This is a genomic window from Janthinobacterium sp. PSRC1-1 (assembly GCF_049897525.1).
Lineage (GTDB): Bacteria > Pseudomonadota > Gammaproteobacteria > Burkholderiales > Burkholderiaceae_D > Janthinobacterium > Janthinobacterium tructae.
The window spans coordinates 397,649-421,203 of sequence record NZ_JAFCWK010000005.1; the positions used below are offsets into that span (position 1 = coordinate 397,649).

13 protein-coding genes are annotated in these 23,555 nt (G+C 64.1%); 9 read left to right on the top strand and 4 right to left on the bottom strand.

Annotation, left to right across the window (positions count from 1 at the left end; genetic code table 11):
• Positions 1-50: 50 nt before the first annotated feature.
• On the bottom strand, positions 51-221 hold the full coding sequence (locus ACP7DW_RS13615) for a hypothetical protein (protein WP_165829518.1): 171 nt from the start codon (positions 219-221) through the stop codon (positions 51-53).
• A 242-nt stretch (positions 222-463) separates the two neighbouring features.
• Entirely contained in the window at positions 464-1,348 is an 885-nt protein-coding gene (locus ACP7DW_RS13620; RefSeq protein ID WP_426055519.1) for an MBL fold metallo-hydrolase, read from the bottom strand.
• A 179-nt stretch (positions 1,349-1,527) separates the two neighbouring features.
• On the opposite strand from ACP7DW_RS13620, the gene ACP7DW_RS13625 reads away from it, so the two are divergent.
• The 8 genes from ACP7DW_RS13625 (at position 1,528) to ACP7DW_RS13660 (ending at position 20,139) form a co-directional block, all read left to right on the top strand.
• On the top strand, positions 1,528-3,171 hold the full coding sequence (locus tag ACP7DW_RS13625; protein WP_426055518.1) for an HD domain-containing phosphohydrolase: 1,644 nt from the start codon (positions 1,528-1,530) through the stop codon (positions 3,169-3,171).
• A 17-nt stretch (positions 3,172-3,188) separates the two neighbouring features.
• Positions 3,189-5,420 (top strand): CHASE2 domain-containing protein, encoded by a 2,232-nt coding sequence (locus ACP7DW_RS13630; protein WP_426055517.1) that lies wholly within the window; start codon positions 3,189-3,191, stop codon positions 5,418-5,420.
• A 116-nt stretch (positions 5,421-5,536) separates the two neighbouring features.
• Positions 5,537-7,123 carry a ShlB/FhaC/HecB family hemolysin secretion/activation protein gene (locus ACP7DW_RS13635; protein WP_426055516.1) on the top strand — a complete coding sequence of 529 codons (1,587 nt, stop codon included), beginning with the start codon at positions 5,537-5,539 and terminating at the stop codon, positions 7,121-7,123.
• A gap of 27 nt (positions 7,124-7,150) precedes the next feature.
• Positions 7,151-15,760 (top strand): YDG domain-containing protein, encoded by an 8,610-nt coding sequence (locus tag ACP7DW_RS13640; protein ID WP_426085153.1) that lies wholly within the window; start codon positions 7,151-7,153, stop codon positions 15,758-15,760.
• Positions 15,761-15,764: 4 nt separating this feature from the next.
• Positions 15,765-16,511 carry a FecR family protein gene (locus tag ACP7DW_RS13645; protein WP_426085213.1) on the top strand — a complete coding sequence of 249 codons (747 nt, stop codon included), beginning with the start codon at positions 15,765-15,767 and terminating at the stop codon, positions 16,509-16,511.
• A 72-nt stretch (positions 16,512-16,583) separates the two neighbouring features.
• Positions 16,584-18,974 carry a heavy metal translocating P-type ATPase gene (locus ACP7DW_RS13650; RefSeq protein WP_426057163.1) on the top strand — a complete coding sequence of 797 codons (2,391 nt, stop codon included), beginning with the start codon at positions 16,584-16,586 and terminating at the stop codon, positions 18,972-18,974.
• A gap of 1 nt (position 18,975) precedes the next feature.
• On the top strand, positions 18,976-19,395 hold the full coding sequence (cueR, locus tag ACP7DW_RS13655; protein WP_426057162.1) for a Cu(I)-responsive transcriptional regulator: 420 nt from the start codon (positions 18,976-18,978) through the stop codon (positions 19,393-19,395).
• A gap of 21 nt (positions 19,396-19,416) precedes the next feature.
• Positions 19,417-20,139: a glutathione S-transferase gene (locus ACP7DW_RS13660; protein WP_426057161.1), complete on the top strand. Its 723-nt coding sequence runs from the start codon at positions 19,417-19,419 to the stop codon at positions 20,137-20,139.
• A 44-nt stretch (positions 20,140-20,183) separates the two neighbouring features.
• Here ACP7DW_RS13660 and ACP7DW_RS13665 read toward each other — a convergent pair whose 3' ends face one another.
• Together ACP7DW_RS13665 and ACP7DW_RS13670 are read right to left on the bottom strand one after the other, a co-directional pair.
• A complete protein-coding gene (locus tag ACP7DW_RS13665; RefSeq protein WP_077407505.1) occupies positions 20,184-20,384 on the bottom strand; it encodes a heavy-metal-associated domain-containing protein in 201 nt (66 codons plus the stop codon).
• 82 nt (positions 20,385-20,466) lie between these two features.
• On the bottom strand, positions 20,467-21,408 hold the full coding sequence (locus ACP7DW_RS13670; RefSeq protein WP_071076127.1) for a bestrophin family protein: 942 nt from the start codon (positions 21,406-21,408) through the stop codon (positions 20,467-20,469).
• Positions 21,409-21,854: 446 nt separating this feature from the next.
• Here ACP7DW_RS13670 and ACP7DW_RS13675 point away from each other — a divergent pair, with 446 nt between their 5' ends.
• Positions 21,855-23,537 (top strand): serine hydrolase, encoded by a 1,683-nt coding sequence (locus tag ACP7DW_RS13675; protein WP_426057160.1) that lies wholly within the window; start codon positions 21,855-21,857, stop codon positions 23,535-23,537.
• Positions 23,538-23,555: the final 18 nt, after the last annotated feature.

A 23,555-nucleotide genomic window follows, 5' to 3' on the forward strand; every position in this document is an offset into this window, starting at 1 on the left:
GAAAAGGGAGCCTTCCAGGCTCCCTTTTTTTATCTGTCCGGTGGTCAGAATTACTGGCCGCGCGGACCCTTGTCGCCACCCTGGTGCGGTTTCAGGCCGTCATTCTGACGGATCGCACCCTTGTCCTGCTCGGCCTGCTGGCGGCTCTTGTTCGCTTCATGCTGGGCTTGCTGATCCTCGCGCTGCTGCTGTTCGCGCGCTTTTTCGCTTTGCTGGGTCATGGCACTCTCCTTGAATAAACAAGCAGTCATCATGCTGCGCTTGCGCCGGCTTCACCGTTCGCTACCCAACATACCCAGGCCTTAGAGCCTGTCCCAGTAGATGAATACATCCCCTGCTGGCGCCCCTCAGAAGCGGGGACTGCGTTGATCGTCGTCGCGTGGCTCGCCACGCGTCCTCCTCACGCCTTGTCCGCACTCCTGATGAACTGCCAGCAGAAGACGCTCCCTACTGGGATAGGCTTTTAGCCCAGCTCTACGGTCATACCCTCGGCCGCCAGGAACACCTGCAACGCCCCCAGCCGCCCGGCAAAGCGCGCCATCACGTCGGTAAAAGCCGCTTCCAATTGATCGTCGCTGCGGCCCGGTTCATGGTGGGTGCAATACAGCCGTTTGGCGCCGCAGCGCAGGGCCAGTTCAAACGCGCCGTCGAAGGTGCCGTGGCCCCAGCCGCGCTTGGCTTCGTATTCGTCGCGCGTGTACGAGCAGTCCATGATCAGCGCATCGACGCCGGCAATGGTCTGGTCGATGGCGGCCTGGCGCTGCGCGATCATGGACTGGCAGGCCGCATGGGCGGGCGAGCCGCTGGCATGCGGATTGTCGAACGGTTCATGGTCGCCGCTGAAAAACAGCGAGGCGCCGCCGGACTCGATGCGGTAGCCGAGGTTGATCACCGGGTGGTTCATTCTGGCATTCGTCACCACTGCGTCGGCCACGTCCGCGCGCTCGCCGACGGCCAGGGTGCGGTAGTCGATCTCGGCCGCCATGGCCGCTTCGCTGACGGGAAAGTAATTGTTCTGCAGCTGCGTGGCCATCACGTGTTCGATGCCATTGCCGGCCGCGTCCGCCGCGCCATACAGGCGCACGCGGCTGCCGCGGATGAACAGCGGGGCGAACATGGGCAGGCCGTGAATATGATCCCAGTGGCTGTGGGTGATCAGGATGTGGGCCGTGGCGGGTCCTGGCGGCAGTGCGCCGGCCAGGGCAAAGATGCCGCTGCCGCCATCGAGTACCAGCAGGGCGCCGCTGGCCGTGCGTACTTCGATGCAGGTCGTGTTGCCGCCGTAGCGCACCGTGTGCGGGCCGGGCGAGGGGATCGAACCGCGCACGCCCCTGAAGGTGAATTTCATCGCTGCCTTGTTATAGTGTAACGATTGTTGATTCTATTCTAATTGTCGGGCAAGAAACGGCATTTTTAATAGTTGTTGTGTTTCGGAAATCTTTTTTCAGTTGTTGCCTTTTTGTAATGTACAGCCGGCAGCTGGCAACGGTACACTTGCGGTTGTTGCCACTTCCCCAGTCCTCCATCATGCTCCAGCTGCACCCCGAGCAAATCGCCCAGCGGCTCGACCAGCTGACTGAACTGAGCGTCGAACTGGGCCGTGGCGCGGCGGCAGGCATGCTGCACGGCGGCGATATCACGCCCCTGCTCGAACGCATCGTGCTGGTCGCCAAGGACATGACGGGCGCCGACGGCGGCACCTTGTACCGTCCCAGCGCCGATGGGCACAGCCTGGAATTTCATATCAGTATCAACGACAGCCTGGGGCTGCGCCAGGGCGCCAGCGCCGGCGTGGCGGTCGGCGTGCCGGGCGTGGCGCTGTGGCTGGAAGACGGCGCGCCCAACCTGGCATCGGTGGCGGCGTATGCCGCGCATCGCCGCGTGTCGGTCAATATCGACGATGTGTACCAGTCGGGCGATTTCAATTTCTCGGGCATGCGCGCCTTTGACGGCCATTATGGCTACCGTTCCACGTCCTTCCTGACGGTGCCGATGAGCGATCATGAAGGTGAGCTGATCGGCGTGCTGCAATTGATCAATGCCCAGGATCGCGCGACCGGCGCGGTGCAGGCGTTTTCCGCCACCGACCAGCGCTTTATCGAGGCGCTGGCGGCGCAGGCGGCGGTGGCGCTGACCAATCAATTGCTGCTGCGCCAGCTGGAACAGTTGCTGGAATCGTTGGTCAACCTGATCAATATCGGCATCGATGAAAAGTCGCCGTACACGGGCCGCCATTGCCAGTTCGTGCCGCAACTGACCATGATGCTGGCCGACGCCGTGCATGCGGTCGATACGGGGCCGATGGCCGATTTCAAGCTGAGCGAGAACGAACGCAAGCAGCTGTGGCTCGCTGGCCTCTTGCACGATTGCGGCAAGATCACCACCCCGGTGCACGTGGTCGACAAGGCCACCAAGCTGGAAACCATCCATGACCGCATTCACCTGGTCGACACGCGCTTCGAAGTACTGCTGCGCGACGTGGAAATTGCCGCATTAAGAGAACAACTGGCCGCTCCCGAACGCCAGCCGGAGATCGCGCAAGCATTGCACCAGCAGCAAATGGTGCTGCGCGAAGAGCGCGACTTCTTACGCCATGCCAATATCGGCGGCGAAGGCATGTCGCCGGCCGACCAGGAACGGGTACGCACGATCGCGGCGCGGCGCTGGACTGGCCCCGACGGTGTCGAGCGCGATTTCCTTGACGCCAATGAGCTGGAGAATCTGACGATCCGTTTCGGCACCCTGACCGATGCCGAGCGCAAGATCATCAACAACCATATTGCGGTGTCGATCCGCATGCTCGAAGCATTGCCGTGGCCCAAGCATTTGCAAAAGGTGCCGGAATACGCGGGCGGCCACCATGAACGCATGGACGGCAACGGCTATCCGCGCGGGTTGACGCGCGAGCAGATGTCGGTGCCGGCGCGGCTGATGGCGATCGCCGATATTTTCGAGGCGCTGACGGCGCGCGACCGTCCCTATAAAAAGGGCAAGTCGCTGTCCGAGTCGCTGCGCATCCTGGGCCACTTCAGCCTGAACGGCCATATCGATCCCGATCTGTTCGATGTCTTTATTCGCAGCAAGGTGTACCTGGCGTTTGCCCGGCAGCACATGCATCCCGAACAGATCGACGCCATCGACGAGGCGGCCATTCCCGGTTACGTGCCCTGATGCGCTGGCTTGCGGCAATGAAAAAGCATGGCGCGCGGCTGTTGCTGGGCGCGCTGTTGACGCTGCTGGCCGCCTGCGCCAGCATCGGCCTGTTCGGCGTCGATACCCTGGGCCGGCTGGACGCCATGCTGGGCGACATGCGCATGCGTGCCGAAGCGCCGCAGCTCGACAAGCGCATCGTGATCGTCGATATCGATGAAAAAAGCCTGAACCAGATCGGCCGCTATCCGTGGGGCCGCGACGTGCAGGCGCGGCTGGTGACGCAATTGACGGGCCGCTATGGCGTGGCCGCGGTCGGCTTCGATATCTCGTTTCCCGAACCCGACAGCAGTTCCGGCTATGGCGTGCTGGCCGACCTGGCCAAGGGCGAACTGGCCGGCGTGCCGGGCTTGAGCGAGCAGCTGGAACGCCTGAAACCGCAGATGGATTACGACGCCCTGTTTGCCGAGGCGATGCGCGGCCAGCCGGTGGTGCTGGGCTATAGCGTGTCGGACCGGCAAAAGAAAGGCATGCTGCCCAAGCCTGCCTTTACGCTAGCCGACCTGAACGGGCGCACGGTGACGGCGTTTACGTCGCCCGGCTATGCAGCCAACCTGGCGCAGCTGCAACAGGCGGCGCAAGGGGCCGGCATCTTCACGGCCCTGACCGACAGCGACGGCGTGCTGCGCTCATCGACCCTGCTTGCGCGCATCGGCGACGCGTATTACCCGTCGCTGTCGCTGGCCACGGCCAGCGTGTACCTGAAGGCGCGCGCGATCGCGCCCGTGTTCGGCCAGACCGCCGACACGTTGTCCGAGGCCGAGCGCGAGCACGGCGGCCTGGACCGCATCGCCGTATTTACGCCGCGCGGACGCCTCGATATCCCGGTCGGCGAAGCCTTGACCACCACCATCGAGTTTCGCGGCAAGGGCGGCCCGGACGGTGGCGCCTTCCGCTATGTGTCGGCGGCCGACGTGCTGACGGGGGCGGTGCCGACGGACGTGCTGCACGGCGCCATCGTGCTGGTGGGCACCACAGCCGCCGGCCTGAACGATATTCGCGCCACGCCCGTCAACGCCGAGTTTCCCGGTGTGGAAGTGCACGCCAACCTGATCAAATCCATCCTTGACGGCCATTTCAAGTCGCGTCCCGACTATGCGCTGGCGATCGAGTTCGGCCAGGTGGTGCTGGTGGGCTTGCTGCTCGGCGGCGCACTGGCGCTGGCCACGCCGGCGGCGGCCGTGTTGCTGGCCGGCGCGGCGCTGGCCGGCGCGCTGGGCTTGAACTGGTGCTTGTATCGCTACTTCGACGCGGCGCTCGATGTTGCCGTGTTGCTGTTGTTGATCGCGGCGCTGTTCGTCGCCAATCTGGCCTGGGGCTATTTTTTCGAAGTGCGCAAGGGCAGGGCGCTGGTGGCGCGCTTCGGCCAGTACGTGGCGCCGGAACTGGTGGCGCAGATGGCCGACAATCCCGACCGCTACAGCATGGAGGGCGAGAGCCGCGAACTGACGGTGTTGTTTGCCGACGTGCGCGGCTTTACGGCCATTTCGGAACAGATGACGCCGCAGCAGTTGCGTGAATATATCAACCTGTACCTGACGGCCATGTCGGAAGACATCCGCGACAGCCACGGTGGCACGCTGGACAAATATATCGGCGACGCCGTGATGGCGTTCTGGGGGGCGCCGGTGGCGTTTCCCGACCATGCGGGCCGTGCCGTGGCCAGCGCCCTGCTGATGCAGCGCAGCGCAGGTCGTTTGAACCAGCAATTCCAGGCGCGCGGCTGGCCGCCGCTGCAGATCGGCATCGGCCTCAACAGTGGCCTGATGCATGTGGGCGACATGGGCTCGCGCATCCGCCGCGCGTATACCGTGATGGGCGACGCCGTCAACCTGGGCGCGCGCCTGGAAGGCATGACCAAGGTGTATGGCGTGGGCATCGCCGTGAGCGAATTCACGCGTGCGCAGGCGCCGCAATTCGCCTACCGCGAACTGGACCGCGTGCGGGTCAAGGGCAAGACCGAACCGGTGGCCATTTTCGAGCCGCGCTGCCTGCTGGCCGAAGCCGATGCCGGCGAACTGGCGCTCCTGGCGCGTTGGTCGCGCGTGCTGGAACTGCTGCGTGCGCTGGATTGGGATGGCGCAGAGGCAATTTTATCGGAACTGCCAGACGATGGGCTGCGCCGGCTGTACGCCGGACGCCTGCGCCAGTATCGCGCAACGCCGCCTGGCGAAGACTGGGATGGTGTGACCAACTTCCAGACCAAGTAAGCATCGCCAGCGGAGATATTTCTGACTGGAAATCAAAATCCGTCTAAACTTTGCTTTTAATTAATTGATGGCCCAGCCGCGCCTGGCTGGCCATGCAACCACAAGAACTCTCTCTCATGAATTATCGTCTGGTGCGCCTGCTTGCAGGTTCCGCGCTGTTGTTCTGCGCGGCATGCGCAAACGCCCAAACCCCCGCCGCCGACATGGCCGTTCCGCTGTTTGATATCGCCAGCTACGAGGTCAGCGGCGACACCCTGCTGGGGCCGCAACTGGTGCAATCGCTGGTGGCGCCGTTCGCCGGCCCGCAGCGCGACTTTGGCGCCATTCAGCAAGCCGTCGAGGCGCTGGAAAACGCCTACCGCGCGCGCGGCTACACCCTGGTGCAGGTGGCCTTGCCGGAACAGGAGCTGGCGCATGGCGCCGTGCGTCTGGAAGTGGTGCAGACGCGGGTTGGCAAGGTGGTCATCAGCGGCAACCGGTATGTCGATGACGCCAATGTACGGCGCGCCTTGCCGGCCCTGGTCGAAGGGCAGACGCCGAACATGCCGGCCCTGGGGCAAAGCCTGAAGCTGGCGAATGAAAATCCGGCCCGCAAGCTCGAAGTCAAGCTGGCTACCGGCGAGGCCGACGGCACGGTCGACGCCAGCATCGCGGTGGCGGACGAACGCGCCTGGAAAGCCACGCTCAACCTCGACAATACCGGCAGCAAGGACTCCGGCAAGACCCACGCCAGCGTGGTGCTGCAGCATGCCAACCTGTGGGGCCGCGATCATGTAGCCAGCCTGCAATACACCACCTCGCTCGAGCACGCCAATCAGGTCGGTGTGTACGGCCTCGGCTACCACGTGCCGCTGTATGCGCTGGGCGACTCGCTGGACTTTTTTGCCAGTTATTCGAACGTCGATTCGGGCAGCGTCGCGGCCGGTATCTTCGACCTGGCCGTCAGCGGCCGCGGCACCACCGCCGGCGCGCGCTACAACCAGAACTTCGGCAAGCGCGACAACTATGAACCCAAGCTGGTGTATGGCCTGGACTTCAAGGCCTACCGCAACAGCCTGCAGTTCTTCGGCATGGAGCTGGGCACCAACGTGACGGTGCACCCCGTCAGCATCGCCTATATCGGCGCCTGGAGCTTGCCACGTGGCGAGGCCAGCGTGGGCCTGACCCTGGCGCGCAATATTCCCGGCGGCAAGAATGGCAGCCAGCCGGATTTTACGCTGGCACGTTTTGGCGCCAAGGCCGGCTACAGCACCTTGCGCCTGAGCGCCAGTCATGCCCAGGTGCTGGACAACGACTGGCAATGGCGCGCGTTGTTCAACGGCCAGTACACGCCCGATGCGCTGGTGCCGGGCGAGCAGTTCGGCGTCGGCGGCGCGGCCACCGTGCGCGGCTTCCTGGAACGCGAAGTGGCGAACGATTCCGGCGCCAACCTGAATCTGGAACTGTACACGCCGAACTGGTGCGGCGATGGCGGCTACCAGTGCCGCGCGCTGGCGTTTTATGACACGGCCTGGGTGCGCCGCAATCACGGCTTGCCCGGCGAAATCGACAGCATGGCGATCGGCTCGGCGGGCCTGGGCCTGCGCATCCTGCTGAACCGCTACGCCAACCTGCAACTGGACTATGCGCATGTGGTCAACCCCGGCCAGACGGGGCGCCGCGACGCCAACCGCCTGCATTTCAGAGTTGCGCTGTCGTACTGATGTATTGAGTTCCAAGGATAAAACACCATGACCCAACAAAAACCATTGCGCAGCGTGCCTGCCGGCGGCCCTGTCGAGCCGCCGCTGCGCCGCACCGCGCTGGCGCTCCTGATCGCCGCCTGTTTCAGCGCCGCCCACGCCAATCCGGTCTTGCCGCAAGTGGTGCATGGCCAGGCCACGTTCAACCAGCACGGCAATCTGTTTACGATCACGAACACGCCCAATACCATCATCAACTGGCAAAGCTTTTCCGTCAATCCGGGCGAAATCACGCGTTTTCTCCAGCAAAACGCCGGTAGTAGCGTACTCAACCGCATTACGGGACAAGACCCCAGCAAGATCCTTGGCTCCCTGGAATCGAACGGCAAGGTCTTCCTGATCAATCCGAACGGCGTGCTGTTCGGCCGCGATGCGCGGGTCGACGTGGCGGGCCTGGTTGCGTCCAGCCTGGCGCTGTCGAACCAGGATTTCCTGGCCGGCAAGATGCATTTCAATGCCGGCGAGCAGGCCGGCGCCGTCATCAACCAGGGAACCATCCATGCCGGCAGCGGCGGGCAGATTCTGCTGATCGCGCCGAACGTGGAAAACAGCGGCATCATCACCGCGCCGAACGGTGACGTGCTGCTGGCCGCCGGCCACAGCGTGCAACTGGCCGACGCCGCCAACCCCGACTTGCGCGTGGTGCTATCGGCCCCCGCGGACCAGGCCATCAATGTGGGCCAGATCGTGGCGCAGGGCGGGCGCATCGGCATGGCCGGCGCGCTGCTGAACCAGCGTGGCGTGCTCAACGCCAATAGCGCGGTGGTGGGAGAGAATGGCAAGATCGTGCTGAAGGCCACCGGCAAAACATTGCTGGAAAATGGCAGCGTCACCAGCGCCACCAGTGCGGCGGGCAAGGGCGGCGAGATTACGGTGCTGGGCGACCAGGTCGGCATGCAAGGCAACGCCAGAGTGGACGCCAGCGGCGCCACGGGCGGCGGCACGGTGCTGCTGGGCGGCGACTACCAGGGCAAGAACCTGGCGATTGCCAATGCGCGCCAGGTGGCGGTCAGCAAGGATGCCACCATCGCCGCCGACGCGATTCAACGCGGCGACGGCGGCAAGGTCATCGTCTGGGGCAACGAGACGGCGCGCGTGTTCGGCAGCATTTCGGCGCGCGGCGGCGCGGCCGGCGGCAATGGCGGCCTGGTGGAAACGTCAGGTCATTACCTGGCTGTCGATGGCGCCAGGGTCGATACGCGCGCCCGCGCGGCGCGCGGCAAGACGGGCGACTGGCTGCTCGATCCGTATGACATCGACGTGGTCACCGGCAATGGCGGCGCGCTGAGCGGCGTCAATGATTTTGCGGCTGCGCCGACGACGGGCACCACCACTATCGGCGCCGGCCTGATTTCGGCGGCCGCCAGCAATGTGCTGCTGCAGGCGCAGCACGACATCAACTTCAATGCAGCCGTCGCCATCACCGAGGCCGGCGTGGAACTCACGGCGCAGGCTGGCAACAGCATCAACGTCAACCAGGCCATTACCACCAACGGCGGCGCGCTGATCCTGTCGGCCAACGACAATGGCGGCGCCACGGCACAAGGCAGCTCGGCCGTCTTGCATGTCGATGCTGCCCTCTCCAGCCAGGGCGGCCGCGTTGCGCTGACGGGCGCCGATATCGTCTTCGGCGTGGCGGGCAGCTTGGATGTCGGCGGCGGCAATGCGGAACTGCGCGCCAATAAATTCGACGGACGCATCGTCCTCAATGGCAGCGGCGGACAGATCGTCGGCACGGCGGTGGGGCAGACATTGCTGTTGCAGGCTGATAACATGAATTTGCAGGGCGGCGTGGCCTACGGCGGTGAGGCGGGCGGCGCTGCGGTGACCTTGCGCGCGCAGTCGGCCAACCGTGAAATCAATCTCGGCAGCAAGGCGGTTGGCAAACTCAGCCTGTCCAGCGCCGACCTGAATGCCATTTCCGCAGCGAACCTCACGCTCGGCCATGCCGCCATGACAGGCGCCATCGGCGTCGACCAGGCGGTGACGGTGGCGAGCGGCGCCACGGGGCCGGCTACCTTGCAGCTGGTGACGGGCGGCGCCATCGCGATCGAGCATGCGCTAGCTGTGGCCGGTAGCCTGAGCCTCACTGCGGGATCGACAGTGAGTGCCGCGGGCGCCGTCAATGTGGGGGCGACCTTCAGGTTGGGCAGCGGCACCTGGACGCAAAATACGACCGGCCTGCCAGCCTTTTTAGCAGGCAATTTCATCATCGCTCCCGGCGCCAGTTTTTTGCGCGCTACAAACGGTGACGGCAGCGCGGGCGCACCGTATGTCATCGCCGACGTGTATGGCTTGCAAGGCATCGCCAGCCTGGACCTGAGTAACAGTTATCGCCTGGCCGGCAATATCGACGCCAGCGGCACGGGCGCCTGGAATGACGGCGCCGGTTTTCGTCCCATCGCGCATAGCGATTCGGGCGGTTTTTCCGGGGTGCTGGACGGCGCCGGCTATGCCGTCAGCGGCTTGCAGATCCACGGCGAGAGCGCGCCGAACGGCAATCTGAACACCGGTCTTTTCGGCAAGCTGGGTAACGGCACGACAGGCACGGTGCGCCAGTTGAGTCTGCTGGGTGGCAATGCCAGCGGCAACAACAATGTGGGCGCCGTGGCCGGTGTGGTCGCTGCGGGCGGCACGATAGAGCAGGTGCAAAGCAGCATGAGCGTGACCGGCCAGGATGGCGTCGGCGGCCTGGCGGGCATCAACCAGGGCCGCATTGCCGTGTCGTACGCCAGCGGCGGCGTCAGCGGCGCACGCAATCTGGGCGGCCTGGTGGGCAGCAACCAGGGTACGCTGGCTGATGTCTACGCGACCGGCGCGGTCGGGGCGGCCGGCAATGCGGATGCCGGGATCACGCGCGAGCATATCGGCGGCCTGGCTGGCGAAAACACGGGCAGCATCAGCAATGCCTATGCCAGCGGCGCCATCGCTGGCGGGGGCTTCAGTGCGGTGGGCGGCTTGGTCGGCAGCAATAGCGGCGCCTTGGCGAGCACCTACTGGAATATCGACAGCTCCGGCCAGGCGGGCGATGGCGGTACCAGCATCGGCCGCACGGCGGCGCAGATGTCGCGCCGGTCGAGCTTTGACGGTTTTGCCTTCGGCGCCTCGCCCATCTGGCGCATCTATGACGGCTACACGACGCCGATGCTGAAGGCTTTTCTGAAGCCGCTGCAAGTGACGGCGGAGGGCCAGCCTGCCAGCCAGGTCTACGATGGACAGTTCGCCAGCTTCAACGGCACGCTCGCCTATCTGGGCTTGCTCGATGGCGACACGGCGGCCAACGGCAGCCTGGGCTTTCAGTCGGCGCGCAATGTGGGCAACTACGATGTGACTGGCCTGTGGTCGACCAAGTACGACATCAGTCTGGGCGGCACGACCACCCTGGCCATCACGCCGCGCGCGTTGACGGTCAGCGTGGGCGGCAGCAAGGTGTATGACGGTCAGCTCGGTTTTGCCAACGCGACCTTCAGCCTGGGTAACACGGTCAGCGGCGATACCGTGGGCGTGACCGGCAGCGCGCAGTTCGTCGACAAGAACGCCGGCAGCGACAAGGCCGTCAATGTCAGCGAACTGACCTTGTCCGGCAGCGCGATGGGCAACTACAGCCTGGCTGCCACCGCCATCGGCACGGCCGAGATCACGCAACGTGCCTTGAACCTGGCCTTTGCCGGCGCCAATAAAGTCTACGACGGCAACACCGCCGCCACGCTCGCCATCACCGACAACCGTATCGCCAACGACGTGCTGACGGCAACGGCGTCCGGTGCATTCGCCGACAAGAATGCCGGCAGCAACAAAGTCGTGACGGTACAGAACGCCAGCCTGTCCGGCACCGATGCGGCCAACTATGTGCTGGCCTCGAGCACCGGCGCCAGCAGCGCCACCATTACCCAGCGCGAACTGGCGCTGGGCTTTGCGGCCGCGGGCAAGACCTATGACGGCAACACCGCCGCGTCATTGACGATTACCGATAATCGTATCGCCAACGACGTGCTGACGGCAACGGCCAGCGGCGCATTCGCTGACAAGAATGCCGGCGGCAACAAAGTCGTGACGGTACAGAACGCCAGCCTGTCCGGCACCGATGCGGCCAACTATGTGCTGGCCTCGACCACCGGCGCCACCAGCGCCACCATCACCCAGCGCGAACTGGCATTGGGCTTTGCGGCAGCCGGCAAGACCTATGACGGCAATACCGCCGCGTCATTGACGATTACCGATAACCGTATCGCCAACGACGTGCTGACGGCAACAGCGTCCGGTGCATTTGCCGACAAGAATGCCGGCAGCAACAAAGTCGTGACGGTGCAAAACGCCAGCCTGTCCGGCACCGATGCCGCCAACTATGTGCTCGCCTCGACCACCGGCGCCACCAGCGCCACCATCACGCAACGCGAACTGGCGCTGGGCTTCACTGCCGCGGGCAAGACCTATGACGGTGGCACCGCCGCGTCATTGACGATTACCGATAATCGTATCGCCAACGACGTGCTGACGGCAACAGCGTCCGGTGCATTTGCCGACAAGAATGCCGGCAGCAACAAAGTCGTGACGGTGCAAAACGCCAGCCTGTCCGGCACCGATGCGGCCAACTATGTGCTGGCCTCGACCACCGGCGCCAGCAGCGCCACCATTACGCAACGCGAACTGGCGCTGGGCTTTGCGGCCGCCGGCAAGACCTATGACGGTAACACCGCCGCCACGCTCGCCATCACCGACAACCGTATTGCCGGCGACGTGCTGACGGCAACAGCGTCCGGTGCATTTGCCGACAAGAATGCCGGCGGCAACAAAGTCGTGACGGTGCAAAACGCCAGCCTGTCCGGCACCGATGCCGCCAACTATGTGCTGGCCTCGACCACCGGCGCCGCCAGCGCCGCCATCACGCAACGCGAACTGGCATTGGGCTTCACTGCCGCGGGCAAGACCTATGACGGCAACACCGCCGCCACGCTCGCCATCACCGACAACCGTATCGCCAACGACGTGCTGACGGCAACGGCCAGCGGCACATTTGCCGACAAGAATGCGGGCAGCAACAAAGTCGTGACGGTGCAAGACGCCAGCCTGTCCGGCACCGATGCCGCCAACTATGTGCTCACCTCGACCACCGGCGCCACCAGCGCCACCATCACGCAACGCGAACTGGCGCTGGGCTTTGCGGCAGCGGGCAAGACCTATGACGGCAACACCGCCGCCACGCTCGCCATCACCGACAACCGTATCGCCAACGACGTGCTGACGGCAACAGCGTCCGGTGCATTTGCCGACAAGAATGCCGGCAGCAACAAGGTCGTGACGGTGCGCAACGCCAGCCTGTCCGGCACCGATGCCGCCAACTATGTGCTGGCCTCGACCACCGGCGCCACCAGCGCCACCATCACGCAACGCGAACTGGCGCTGGGCTTTGCGGCCGCGGGCAAGACCTATGACGGCAATACCGCCGCGTCATTGACGATTACCGATAACCGTATCGCCAACGACGTGCTGACGGCAACGGCGTCCGGTGCATTTGCCGACAAGAATGCGGGCAGCAACAAAGTCGTGACGGTGCAAGACGCCAGGCTGTCCGGTGCGGATGCCGCCAACTATGTGCTCACCTCGAGCACCGGCGCCACCAGCGCCGCCATCACCCAGCGCGAACTGGCATTGGGCTTTGCGGCCGCCGGCAAGACCTATGACGGCAACACCGCCGCGTCACTGACGATTACCGATAATCGTATCGCCAACGACGTGCTGACGGCAACGGCGTCCGGTGCATTCGCCGACAAGAATGCGGGCAGCAACAAAGTCGTGACGGTGCAGAACGCCAGCCTGTCCGGTGCCGATGCCGCCAACTATGTGCTCACCTCGAGCACCGGCGCCACCAGCGCCGCCATCACCCAGCGCGAACTGGCATTGGGCTTTGCGGCAGCAGGCAAGACCTATGACGGCAACACCGCCGCCACGCTCGCCATCACCGACAACCGTATCGCCAACGACGTGCTGACGGCAACGGCGTCCGGTGCATTCGCCGACAAGAATGCCGGCAGCAACAAGGTCGTGACGGTGCGCAACGCCAGCCTGTCCGGCACCGATGCCGCCAACTATGTGCTGGCCTCGAGCACCGGCGCCACCAGCGCCGCCATCACCCAGCGCGAACTGGCATTGGGCTTTGCGGCAGCGGGCAAGACCTATGACGGCAACACCGCCGCGTCATTGACGATTACCGACAACCGTATCGCCAACGACGTGCTGACGGCAACAGCGTCCGGTGCATTTGCCGACAAGAATGCCGGCAGCAACAAAGTCGTGACGGTGCAAAACGCCAGCCTGTCCGGCACCGATGCCGCCAACTATGTGCTGGCCTCGACCACCGGCGCCAGCAGCGCCACCATCACGCAACGCGAACTGGCATTGGGCTTTGCGGCAGCGGGCAAGACCTATGACGGCAACACCGCCGCCACGCTCGCCATCACCGACAACCGTATTGCCAACGACGTGCTGACGGCAACGGCGTCCGGTGCATTTGCTGACAAGAATGCCGGCAGCAACAAGGTTGTGACGGTACAAAACGCCAGCCTGTCCGGCACCGATGCCGCCAACTATGTGCTCACCTCGAGCACCGGCGCCACCAGCGCCGCCATCACCCAGCGCGAACTGGCGCTGGGCTTTGCGGCCGCCGGCAAGACCTACGACGGCAATACCGCCGCCACGCTCGCCATCACCGACAACCGTATCGCCAACGACGTGCTGACGGCAACGGCCAGCGGCGCATTTGCCGACAAGAATGCCGGCAGCAACAAAGTCGTGACGGTGCAGAACGCCAGCCTGTCCGGCCTTGACGCAAGCAATTACACCTTGGGCACGACCGGTGGCACGGCAATGGCCAGCATCGCGCAGCGTGCGCTGAACCTGGGCTATACGGGTGTCGACAAGGTGTATGACGGCGTGACCGGCGCGCAGGTGGCGATCAGCGACGACCGCATCGCCGGCGATGTGCTGAGCGCATCGGCCAGCGCGGCGTTTGCCGACAAGAATGCCGGCAGCGGCAAGACGATCACGGTACAGAATGCCAGCCTGTCCGGTAACGATGCTGGTAACTACCGCCTGGCCAACACGACTGGTGCGACCACGGCCACTATTGCCCGCGCGGCATTGACCCTGGCCAGCGTCAGCGCCAGCGACAAGGTGTACGACGGCACGCAATTGGCCAATGTCAGCGCTACCGTGGCGGGCGTGATCGGCCAGGATGCCGTCAGCCTGGTGGGCGGCAGCGGCACGTTTGCCGACCGCAACTATGGCAGCGGCAAGACGGTCAATGTCAGCGGCTTTGGCCTGTCGGGCGCGGATGCCGGCAACTACGCTTTGAACTCGACCGGCGGCGTGGCTCAGGCCAGCATTGCCCAGCGCGCCCTGTCGACCTGGATCGGCGCGGCCGGTGGCTTGTGGAGCGACGCCGCCAACTGGGAAGGCGGCGTGGCGCCAAGCGGCGCCAATGTGCTGGCGGCCGATTTCGCGGCCAGCACCGGCAACGTGGTGTACACGGCGGCGGCCGGCGACACCGTGCTTGATCGCTTGAGCTCGCGCGGCGGCCTGAACCTCACCGGCGGCAGCCTGCTGGTCAACAATGCGCTGACGGTGGCCAACTATGCGCAGACCGGCGGCTTGCTGGGTGGCCTGGGCAATATGACGGTCAGCAACAGCTTCAGCCAGAGCGCCGGCGCCATCCATATCGGCGGCAACCTGGCCGTGACCCAGGCCACCGGCGACCTGCGTTTCGCGGCCTTGACCGCCAATGCCATCAGCCTGAACGCTGGCGCGGGCGCCATCAGCCAGAGCGGCGCCGTGGTTGCCGGCAGCCTGGCCACGCAATCGCAAACCGGTACCGTGCTGAACGACGCCGGCAACCGTGTCAAGAACTTCAGCGCCGGCAACAGCGGCGCCGGCGGCATTGCCTTGACCAGCACCAGCGCGCCTGACATGCTGGTGCTGGGTCGCCTGGCGACCGGCGCCGGTGATGTGCGCATCGAAAGCACGGGCGGCATCGAAAGCCATGCGATCAATACCAATAGCGGCAATGTGAGCCTGATCGCACACAGCCCCGTCACCGTGCAGGGCGCCATCAACGGCAACGACGTGACCGTCGACGCCAGCACGGACGTGGCCTTCGGCGATGGCGCGCGCGTCAATGCGGCGCGCGCCATCGCGGTCACGGCCGGCACCGGCGTCACTTTTGCCGGCGCAGCCACCCTCGATGTGCAGGCCACGGGCGCTATCAATGTGCTGGCGAAAAACGGCGACCTGACCGCCGCCGGGACCGTGCGCATCAACAGCCGCGGTGCGCCCGTGTCGCTGCTGGCGCCGAATGGCCGGGTCAACGTGCCGGCCTCGGTGCTGGTGGCCCAGCCGGTGACGACGCCCGTGGTGCCGCCAAGCACCATCATCAGCGCCGGCAATACCTTGCCGGCGTTCAGTGAGCAATACAATCCGCTCAACCAGCTCACTAAGCCCAACAACGTGGGCACGCCACCGCTGGCGAGAGCCACATCCAAAGAATCGACGAAGGAAGCACCAGATGAACTTCAAAAAAGTATCAAGAAGACCTATTGCAACTAGGCCGATGCTGGCCGGCGCCATGCTGTGGCTGGTGCTGATGAGCATGAGCCTGCATGCGTTCGCCCAGGTGGCGGGCACGGTGACGCAGTTGAGCGGGCCGATGCTGGCGAAAAAGACCGACGGCAAGGTCAAGATATTGTCGCTCAAGTCCGAGGTGGAGGCGGGCGATACGCTGGTGACGGAGAAAAACACCTATGCCCTGGTGAAATTCATCGACAACAGCGAGATCACCCTGAAGCCTGGTACCACCTTCGTTGTCGAGCAGTTCGCTTACCAGGCCGAGCAGCCCGAGGGCGACCGGGCCTCGTTCAACCTGGTCAAGGGAGGTTTGCGTTCGCTGTCGGGCCTGCTGGGCAAGCGCAGCAAGGAAAAGTTTTCCCTGAAGACGCCGGTCGCCACCATCGGCATTCGCGGCACTTATTTCACTGCCGAATATATCGGTGCCGGTGGCTATGCGGCACCAGGCTCGTCGCTACCCAAAGCGGGATCGCCGGCAGGGCCGACCCTTGCGCCAGGGCTGTACACGTCGGTGACCACCGGACAAATCGTGGTCAGCAATCCAGGCGGCACGCTCGATATCGCCGCCGGCCAGTTCGGTTTCACGCCGAGTTTCAGGCAGCCACCGGTGCTGCTGCCGACCAATCCGGGCATTCCGTTTACGCTGCCGCCGGTATTCAATGCCAGCACGGGCCAGAGCGCCAGCAATCCCACGCCGGGCAAGTCGAACAACGTCGACTGCGTAGTACGCTAAGTTTCGCTTGACCTTCCCATCATGGTAGGGACGATCCTGTAGACATCATCTCTCGTCTACAGGATCCGCGCCATGCAGCCAGCTTCCCCTTATTTGCAATCGTTCACGGTCGAAGGCATGACCTGCGCCTCGTGCGTGGCCCGTGTTGAAAAAGCGCTGGCGGCCGTGCCGGGCGTGACCAGCGCCAGCATCAACCTGGCCACCGATACGGCCAGGGTGGCGTCCAGCCAGAACGTTGCGCTGGCCACTTTGCAGGCGGCCGTGGACAAGGCCGGCTATGCGGTGGCGCAGCGCGAGATCGACCTGAATATCGCCGACATGACGTGCGCCTCGTGCGTGGGCCGGGTGGAAAAAGCCCTGCTGAAAGTACCGGGCGTGCTTGCCGCCAGCGTCAACCTGGCCACCGAAAGCGCGCGCGTGACGGTCAGCGGCGTGGAAGCCTCGACCCTGGTGGCGGCAGTCACCGCTGCCGGCTACCAGGCCAGCGTGCCAGCGCCAGCCGGGGGCGTAGCCAGTGCGCCAGCGCCATCGCGTGACGGCATCAAGGTGGTATTTGCCGGCCTGCTGGCCTTCCCCCTGATGCTGCCCATGCTGCTGGAATGGGCCGGCATCCATCTGATGCTGCCCGGCGCTCTGCAATTCGCATTGGCCACGCCCGTGCAGTTTTACTTTGGCGCGCGTTTCTACAAGGCGGGCTGGAAAGCGGCGCGCGCCGGCAGCGGCAATATGGATCTGCTGGTGGCACTGGGCACGAGCGCCGCGTATGGCTTGTCCGTCTATCAATGGCTGACGGCGGGCGAGATGCTGCCGCACCTGTACTTCGAAGCGTCAGCCGTCGTCATCACGCTGGTGTTGCTGGGCAAATGGCTGGAAAGCCGCGCCAAGCGCCAAACGGCCTCGGCCATCCGCGCGCTGCAAGTATTGCGTCCGGAATCGGCCCGCGTGCGCCGCGACGGCGTCGAGATCGACTTGCCCGTGGAACAGGTGAAAGTGGGCGACTTGGTGGTGATACGCCCCGGTGAACGGGTGGCCGTCGATGGCGTGGTGGTGGAAGGCGCCAGCCAAGTCAACGAATCGCTGATCACCGGTGAAAGCTTGCCGGTCGATAAGCATCCGGGCGACAAGGTCACGGGCGGCGCCATCAATGCCGATGGTTTGTTGCTGGTGCGCACGCAAGCCGTGGGCGGCGAGACGACCCTGTCGCGCATCATCCGCCTGGTGGAAGACGCGCAGGCGGCCAAGGCGCCCATCCAGCATCTGGTCGACAAGGTCAGCGCGATTTTTGTTCCCGTGGTGCTGCTGTTGGCGCTGCTGACCATGCTGGGCTGGTGGTTCGCGACCGGCGAGCTGGAAAACGCCATCATCAATGCCGTGGCCGTGCTGGTCATCGCCTGCCCGTGCGCGCTGGGCCTGGCCACGCCGACGGCCATCATGGCCGGCACGGGCGTGGCGGCCCGCTACGGTATCCTGATCAAGGATGCGGAAGCGCTGGAAGTGGCGCACGCCGTCAATACCGTCGTGTTCGACAAGACGGGCACCCTGACGGTGGGCAAACCTGCCTTGGCGGCCCTGCATGCGCATGGCATCGACGATGCACGGCTGCTGCAACTGGCGGCCAGCATCCAGCGCGGTAGCGAGCACAGCCTGGCCACCGCCGTGCTGGATGCGGCCAGCGCGCGCCATATCGAACCCTTGCCGGCCACGGGCCTGTCGGCCTTGCCGGGCCGCGGGCTGGCGGCGAATGTCGACGGCCTGGACCTGAAACTGGGCAGCACGCGCCTGATGCAGGAGTTAAACGTGGATATGGCGCCATTGGCGGCACAGGCGGTGTCTCTGGAAAACACGGGCAACACGATTTCCTGGCTGGCCTCGGGTACGCAGTTGCTGGGGCTGTTCGCCTTCAGCGACCAGGTCAAGCCGAATGCGCAGGCGGCCATTGCCCATCTGCACAGCCTGGGCATCCGCACGGTGATGTTGACGGGGGATAACCAGGGCAGCGCCGACGCCGTCGGCAAGCTGCTGGGCATCGATACGGTGGCGGCGAAAATGCTGCCGGCCGATAAAACCGCTAAAATCACCGCATTGAAAGACGCGGGCGCCAGGGTGGCCATGGTGGGCGACGGCATCAACGATGCGCCTGCGCTGGCGGCAGCCGACGTGGGCATCGCCATGTCGACGGGCACGGATGTGGCCATGCATGCGGCCGGCATCACGCTGATGCGTGGCGATCCGGCCCTGGTGGCCGATGCCATCGATATCTCGCGCCGCACTTACAGCAAGATACGGCAGAATCTGTTCTGGGCATTTATCTACAATATGATCGGCATTCCGCTGGCCGCCTTCGGCCTGCTCAACCCCATGGTGGCGGGCGCGGCGATGGCCTTCAGTTCCGTCAGCGTGATCAGCAATGCCCTGTTGCTGCGCCGCTGGAAAGCCCGCAGTGCGCATACCAAGGAGTCATAGCATGAATATCGGCCAGGCAGCCAGTGAAACGGGCGTATCGGCAAAAATGATACGCTACTACGAAAGCATTACCTTGCTTAAACCCAGCGCGCGCAGCGACGCGGGCTACCGCATCTACACGCCGAACGACTTGCACGCCTTGCGTTTTATCAAGCGCGGGCGGGGGCTGGGGTTTTCGCTGGAGCAGATCCGCGAACTGCTGTCGCTGTGGCAAAACGACCAGCGCGCCAGCGCGGACGTGAAAGGCATCGCCCTGGCGCACGTCGCCGAGCTCAACAAGCGCATCGATGAACTGACGGAAATGCGCGACACCCTGGCCCACCTGGCGCAATCGTGTCATGGCGATGACAGGCCCGATTGCCCCATCCTGCAAAGCCTGGGGCTGGCCGGTGACACGGAAGCGAAAGCATGTTGCCATTGATGTAAATCAACGGAGGTGCGTATGGCGTATGAACTCTACTACTGGCCCACGATACAGGGACGCGGCGAATTTATTCGCCTGGCCCTGGAAGAGGCGGGCGCCGATTACCGCGACATCGCCCGCTTGCCCGAACGCCATGGGCAGGGCATGCCCGCCATGCTGGCCTGCCTCGATGGCGACAGCACGCCACACGCGGCCTACGCGCCGCCCGTGCTGCGCGATGGTGACGTGCTGATCGGCCAGACCACGAATATCCTGTTGTACCTGGGCCGGCGCCTGGGCCTGGCGCCGCGCGCGGAAAGCGGCCGCCTGTGGCTGAACCAGCTGCAGCTGACGCTGGCCGACTGGCTGACGGAAGTGCACGACACGCACCATCCGCTGTCGGTGAACCAATATTATGTAGAGCAACAGCAGGCGGCCCTGTTGCGCAGCGCCGATTTCCGCGCCACGCGGTTGCCCAAATTCCTCGATTATTTCACCCAGGTCTTGCTGAACAGCCGCGGCCGGTATCTGCTGGGCGCAAGACTCACGTATGGCGACCTGTCGCTGTTCCAGATGCTGGCCGGCCTGCATTATGCGTTTCCGCAAGCCATGGCGCGTCTGGCGCCCGCCTATCCTGCCTTGCAGGAATTGCACGATACGGTGGCGGCGCGGCCGAACATCGCCCCTTATCTGCGCTCGAAGCGCAGAATTGCGTTCAATGAGGAAGGCATCTTCCGCCACTATCCCGAGCTGGACGGATAAAAAAACAGCCGGCGCAAGGGCCGGCTGTTCTGTGTGCGTGTCGCTTATTGTGCGCTGGTGACGGGATAGCCCGCCTCCACGATGGCCGCGCTGATGGCGCCCAGTTCGGCGGGCGATTCCACCGTGACGCGCTTGCTGGCCAGGTCGATCTGCACCTGGGCTTGCGGATCGACGCCTTGCACCGCTTTCGTGACCGAGCCGACGCAATGGCCGCAGCTCATGTTTTCAACTTGTAACTGATACATGCAAGCACTCCTTGAATGATTAAGTGTTCCCACTGTAAGCCTTCCCCCGATGGTAAGGTCAAGGGGAAAGCCGGCGTGTGGATCAATTCAGCAGAAAATCGTCAGCTTGCATGGGGAGTGGCACGTTCTCGTCCTGCACGGATTCGCGCAAGCTGATTTCGATGGCGCGGCACATGGCCGACAGCGGCAAATCGTTGGCATCTTCGCCGAACGGTTCCTCGATCTCGTCGCCCAGGGCATCGAGGCCAAAGAAGGTGTAGGCGACGATGGCGACGACGAACGGCGTCATGAAACCCAGCGAATCGACCAGACCGAAAGGCAGCAGGAAACAGTACAGATAAGCCGTGCGGTGCAGCAGCAGCGAATACGAGAAGGGAATCGGCGTGCTGCGGATGCGTTCGCACGAGGCGCCTGCCGCTACCATGGCCGAAACCGTGTTATCGATCTGTGCGGTGAGGATGCTGTCGATGCGGCCTTGACGGACGCAGTCGGCCAGATCATGACCCATCTGCAGCATCAGGTAGTCGGACGGGTTCGAGGCCTTGCAGGCCGCTTCCCATTCAGCCGGGCGCAGCAGCGGCTGCAAGTCGTCCGGTCCGCGCGTGTCGCGCAACTGGTGGCGCAGGGCGTGGCAAAAGGCGATGGTGCGGTAGATCATGCGCACGCGCACATCGTCCAGGCCCAGCCGGGCGTGGGCGGGCGTATCGCTGCGGATCATGGTCTGGCACTGGCGCGAGAAATTACGGCTACGCAGCACCAGTTCGCCCCACAGCTTGCGCGCTTCCCAGTAGCGGTCGTAGGCGGCCGTGTTGCGAAAGCCCAGGAAGATGGCCAGCGGCAAGCCGATCAGGGTAAACGGTATGGTGGTGAGGATGACCTTGTGGTCGAACAGGGTGCCGTGGCACCAGGTGACCAGGGTGGCGATCAGGGTGTTGACGATGAGGGTGGTGCGGATGCGCGGCAGGACGGAGCCGCGCACCACCAGGAACAGCCGTAGCGCCGACGGACGCTCGCGCACGATCATGCTGTGCTCCCGGTGTGGGGCTGGTGATCGGCAAGGGGGAAAAGACAGAATGGCAAAGGCCGGGAACAAAAAGCCCGCTGTGTGTGCGGGCTGAGCAGGGTGTGCATGGGAAACAATGTAGGGGAGACGGCTTGAGTATAGGCCGCAGACCTGTTTCCAGCCAATTCACAGTAGCGATAGGGGTTATTCATTTCATGAATGAATATTTCATTTGTAAGTGTGAATGTCAGTGCGGCACTGAGTCGAGCATACGATAGGTAGCCAAAAAATCATAGCGGCAAACTGGCGTGCATGGCGACGTGTGACAAAGGGAGAGATTTGCGGCAGGGGCGTCTGTTAGGCTGAGTGAGCTAAATGGAAATATTTCCTATGGTAAATCCACCATCCCGATAGCCGCCGCCAGGGGCATGGCCAGCTTGTGTATCCTTCCTACGAAAGTGATTTGCATGTTTAAAGTCTCCAGCATCTGTCTCGCCACCTTGATCCTGTTGCAAACACCTGCCAGCTGGGCCGGCCAGCCCGCTCCACTGAGTGCCCGGCAGCAGGCGCTGGCAGCGCACATCGATGCCAGCATCGCGCCGTATTACAAGTCCACCGAACCGGGTGCCGTGGTCATCGTCGTCAAGGATGGCCAGCCCCTGTTGCGCAAGGCGTATGGCCTGGCCAGCGTGCGGGATGGCCAGCCGCTGACGCCCGACATGTCGCTGCGCCTGGGCTCCATTTCCAAACAGTTCACGGCCGTCGCCATCCTGCTGCTGGCCGACCAGGGCAAGCTGGCCGTCACCGATGACATCACGACATTCCTGCCCGATTATCCGACCCACGGCAGGAAAATCACGATCGCGCAGCTGCTCGCGCACACCTCCGGCATCCACGACTATACGGTCAAGCCTGAATTCGTGCCCAACAGCACGAAAGACTTGAGCGTGGCGCAGATGATCGATTTCTTCAAGAACGATCCGCTCGATTTTGAGCCGGGCACGCAGTGGCGCTACAGCAGCTCCGGCTATTTCCTGCTGGGCGCCATCATTGAAAAGGCTGCGGGCCAGCCCTATGCCACGTTTGTGGAACAGCAGATATTCGTGCCGCTGGGCATGAACGATACGGCTTATGAAGGCCACGAGCGCCAGCCGGGCAAGCGCGCGGCCGGACATATCCGTTCGGGCGAGGCGTATGTGCCAAACCTGCCCCTGAGCATGACGCAGCCGTATGCGGCAGGCGCGCTCGTCTCCACCGTGGACGACCTGGCGCGCTGGGATGCGGCCATTTCGGACGGCAAGCTGCTCAAGGCCGCCACCTGGCAGCTGGCGTTCACGCCGGTAAAACTGAACGATGGCAAGGCCACCCGCTATGGCTATGGCTGGATGCTGGGCACCTGGCAAAACACGCCCGTCATCCACCATGGCGGCGGCATCAATGGCTTTGCCACGTATGCGATGCGCTTGCCGAAGGAAAAAGTCTACGTGGCCGTGCTGGAAAATGCGGACACGGGCCTGGTCGACCCCGATGTGGTGGCGCGCAAGGCGGCCGCCGTGGCCGTGGGCCGGCCGTATCCCGAGATCAAGGTCATGACGCTCAAGCCCGCCATCCTGGACGCCTATGCGGGCGTGTACGCCATCAACGACAAGGCCGGCTACACGATCCGCAACTTCGAGGGCAACTTGCTGCTGCAGCGCACGGGGCGCCCGGCGCAACGCATGCTGGCGTATTCGCCAAATGGTTTCTTGATTGAAAATACGCTCACCACGGCCGAATTCGAGCGGGGACCGAAGGGCGAGGCGCAGCTGATTCTCAACGATGGCGGCGAATCGAAGTCGGTGCACGAGCGCGCCAGCGCCGCCAAACCGGCGCGTACGGTGGTTGCCATGACGACGGCGCAATTCGATGCCTACGTGGGCAAGTATGCGCTGGCGCCCGAGGTCTACCTGGAAGTGACGCGCGAAGGCGATAAATTCTTCGCCCAGGTGACGGGTTTCCGCAAGCTGGCCATGCTGCCGATGAGCGAGACGGCATTCTTCTCGAATGAAGTCGATGCGGAAGTGCGCTTCAGCAAGGATGCCGATGGCAAGACGCAACAACTGGTGCTGCGTCAGGAGGGGCAGGACATGCCGGCCAAACGCGTGAACTGAGTTTCCCTGCTTGATTTT

Excerpts from the sequence above, each read along its gene's own strand:
- ACP7DW_RS13615 (WP_165829518.1), bottom strand. The coding sequence starts at position 221 with ATGACCCAGCAAAGCGAAAAAGCGCGCGAACAGCAGCAGCGCGAGGAT.
- ACP7DW_RS13620 (WP_426055519.1), bottom strand. The coding sequence starts at position 1,348 with ATGAAATTCACCTTCAGGGGCGTGCGCGGTTCGATCCCCTCGCCCGGC.
- ACP7DW_RS13625 (WP_426055518.1), top strand. The coding sequence starts at position 1,528 with ATGCTCCAGCTGCACCCCGAGCAAATCGCCCAGCGGCTCGACCAGCTG.
- ACP7DW_RS13630 (WP_426055517.1), top strand. The coding sequence starts at position 3,189 with ATGAAAAAGCATGGCGCGCGGCTGTTGCTGGGCGCGCTGTTGACGCTG.
- ACP7DW_RS13635 (WP_426055516.1), top strand. The coding sequence starts at position 5,537 with ATGAATTATCGTCTGGTGCGCCTGCTTGCAGGTTCCGCGCTGTTGTTC.
- ACP7DW_RS13640 (WP_426085153.1), top strand. The coding sequence starts at position 7,151 with ATGACCCAACAAAAACCATTGCGCAGCGTGCCTGCCGGCGGCCCTGTC.
- ACP7DW_RS13645 (WP_426085213.1), top strand. The coding sequence starts at position 15,765 with ATGCTGGCCGGCGCCATGCTGTGGCTGGTGCTGATGAGCATGAGCCTG.
- ACP7DW_RS13650 (WP_426057163.1), top strand. The coding sequence starts at position 16,584 with ATGCAGCCAGCTTCCCCTTATTTGCAATCGTTCACGGTCGAAGGCATG.
- cueR (WP_426057162.1), top strand. The coding sequence starts at position 18,976 with ATGAATATCGGCCAGGCAGCCAGTGAAACGGGCGTATCGGCAAAAATG.
- ACP7DW_RS13660 (WP_426057161.1), top strand. The coding sequence starts at position 19,417 with ATGGCGTATGAACTCTACTACTGGCCCACGATACAGGGACGCGGCGAA.
- ACP7DW_RS13665 (WP_077407505.1), bottom strand. The coding sequence starts at position 20,384 with ATGTATCAGTTACAAGTTGAAAACATGAGCTGCGGCCATTGCGTCGGC.
- ACP7DW_RS13670 (WP_071076127.1), bottom strand. The coding sequence starts at position 21,408 with ATGATCGTGCGCGAGCGTCCGTCGGCGCTACGGCTGTTCCTGGTGGTG.
- ACP7DW_RS13675 (WP_426057160.1), top strand. The coding sequence starts at position 21,855 with ATGTTTAAAGTCTCCAGCATCTGTCTCGCCACCTTGATCCTGTTGCAA.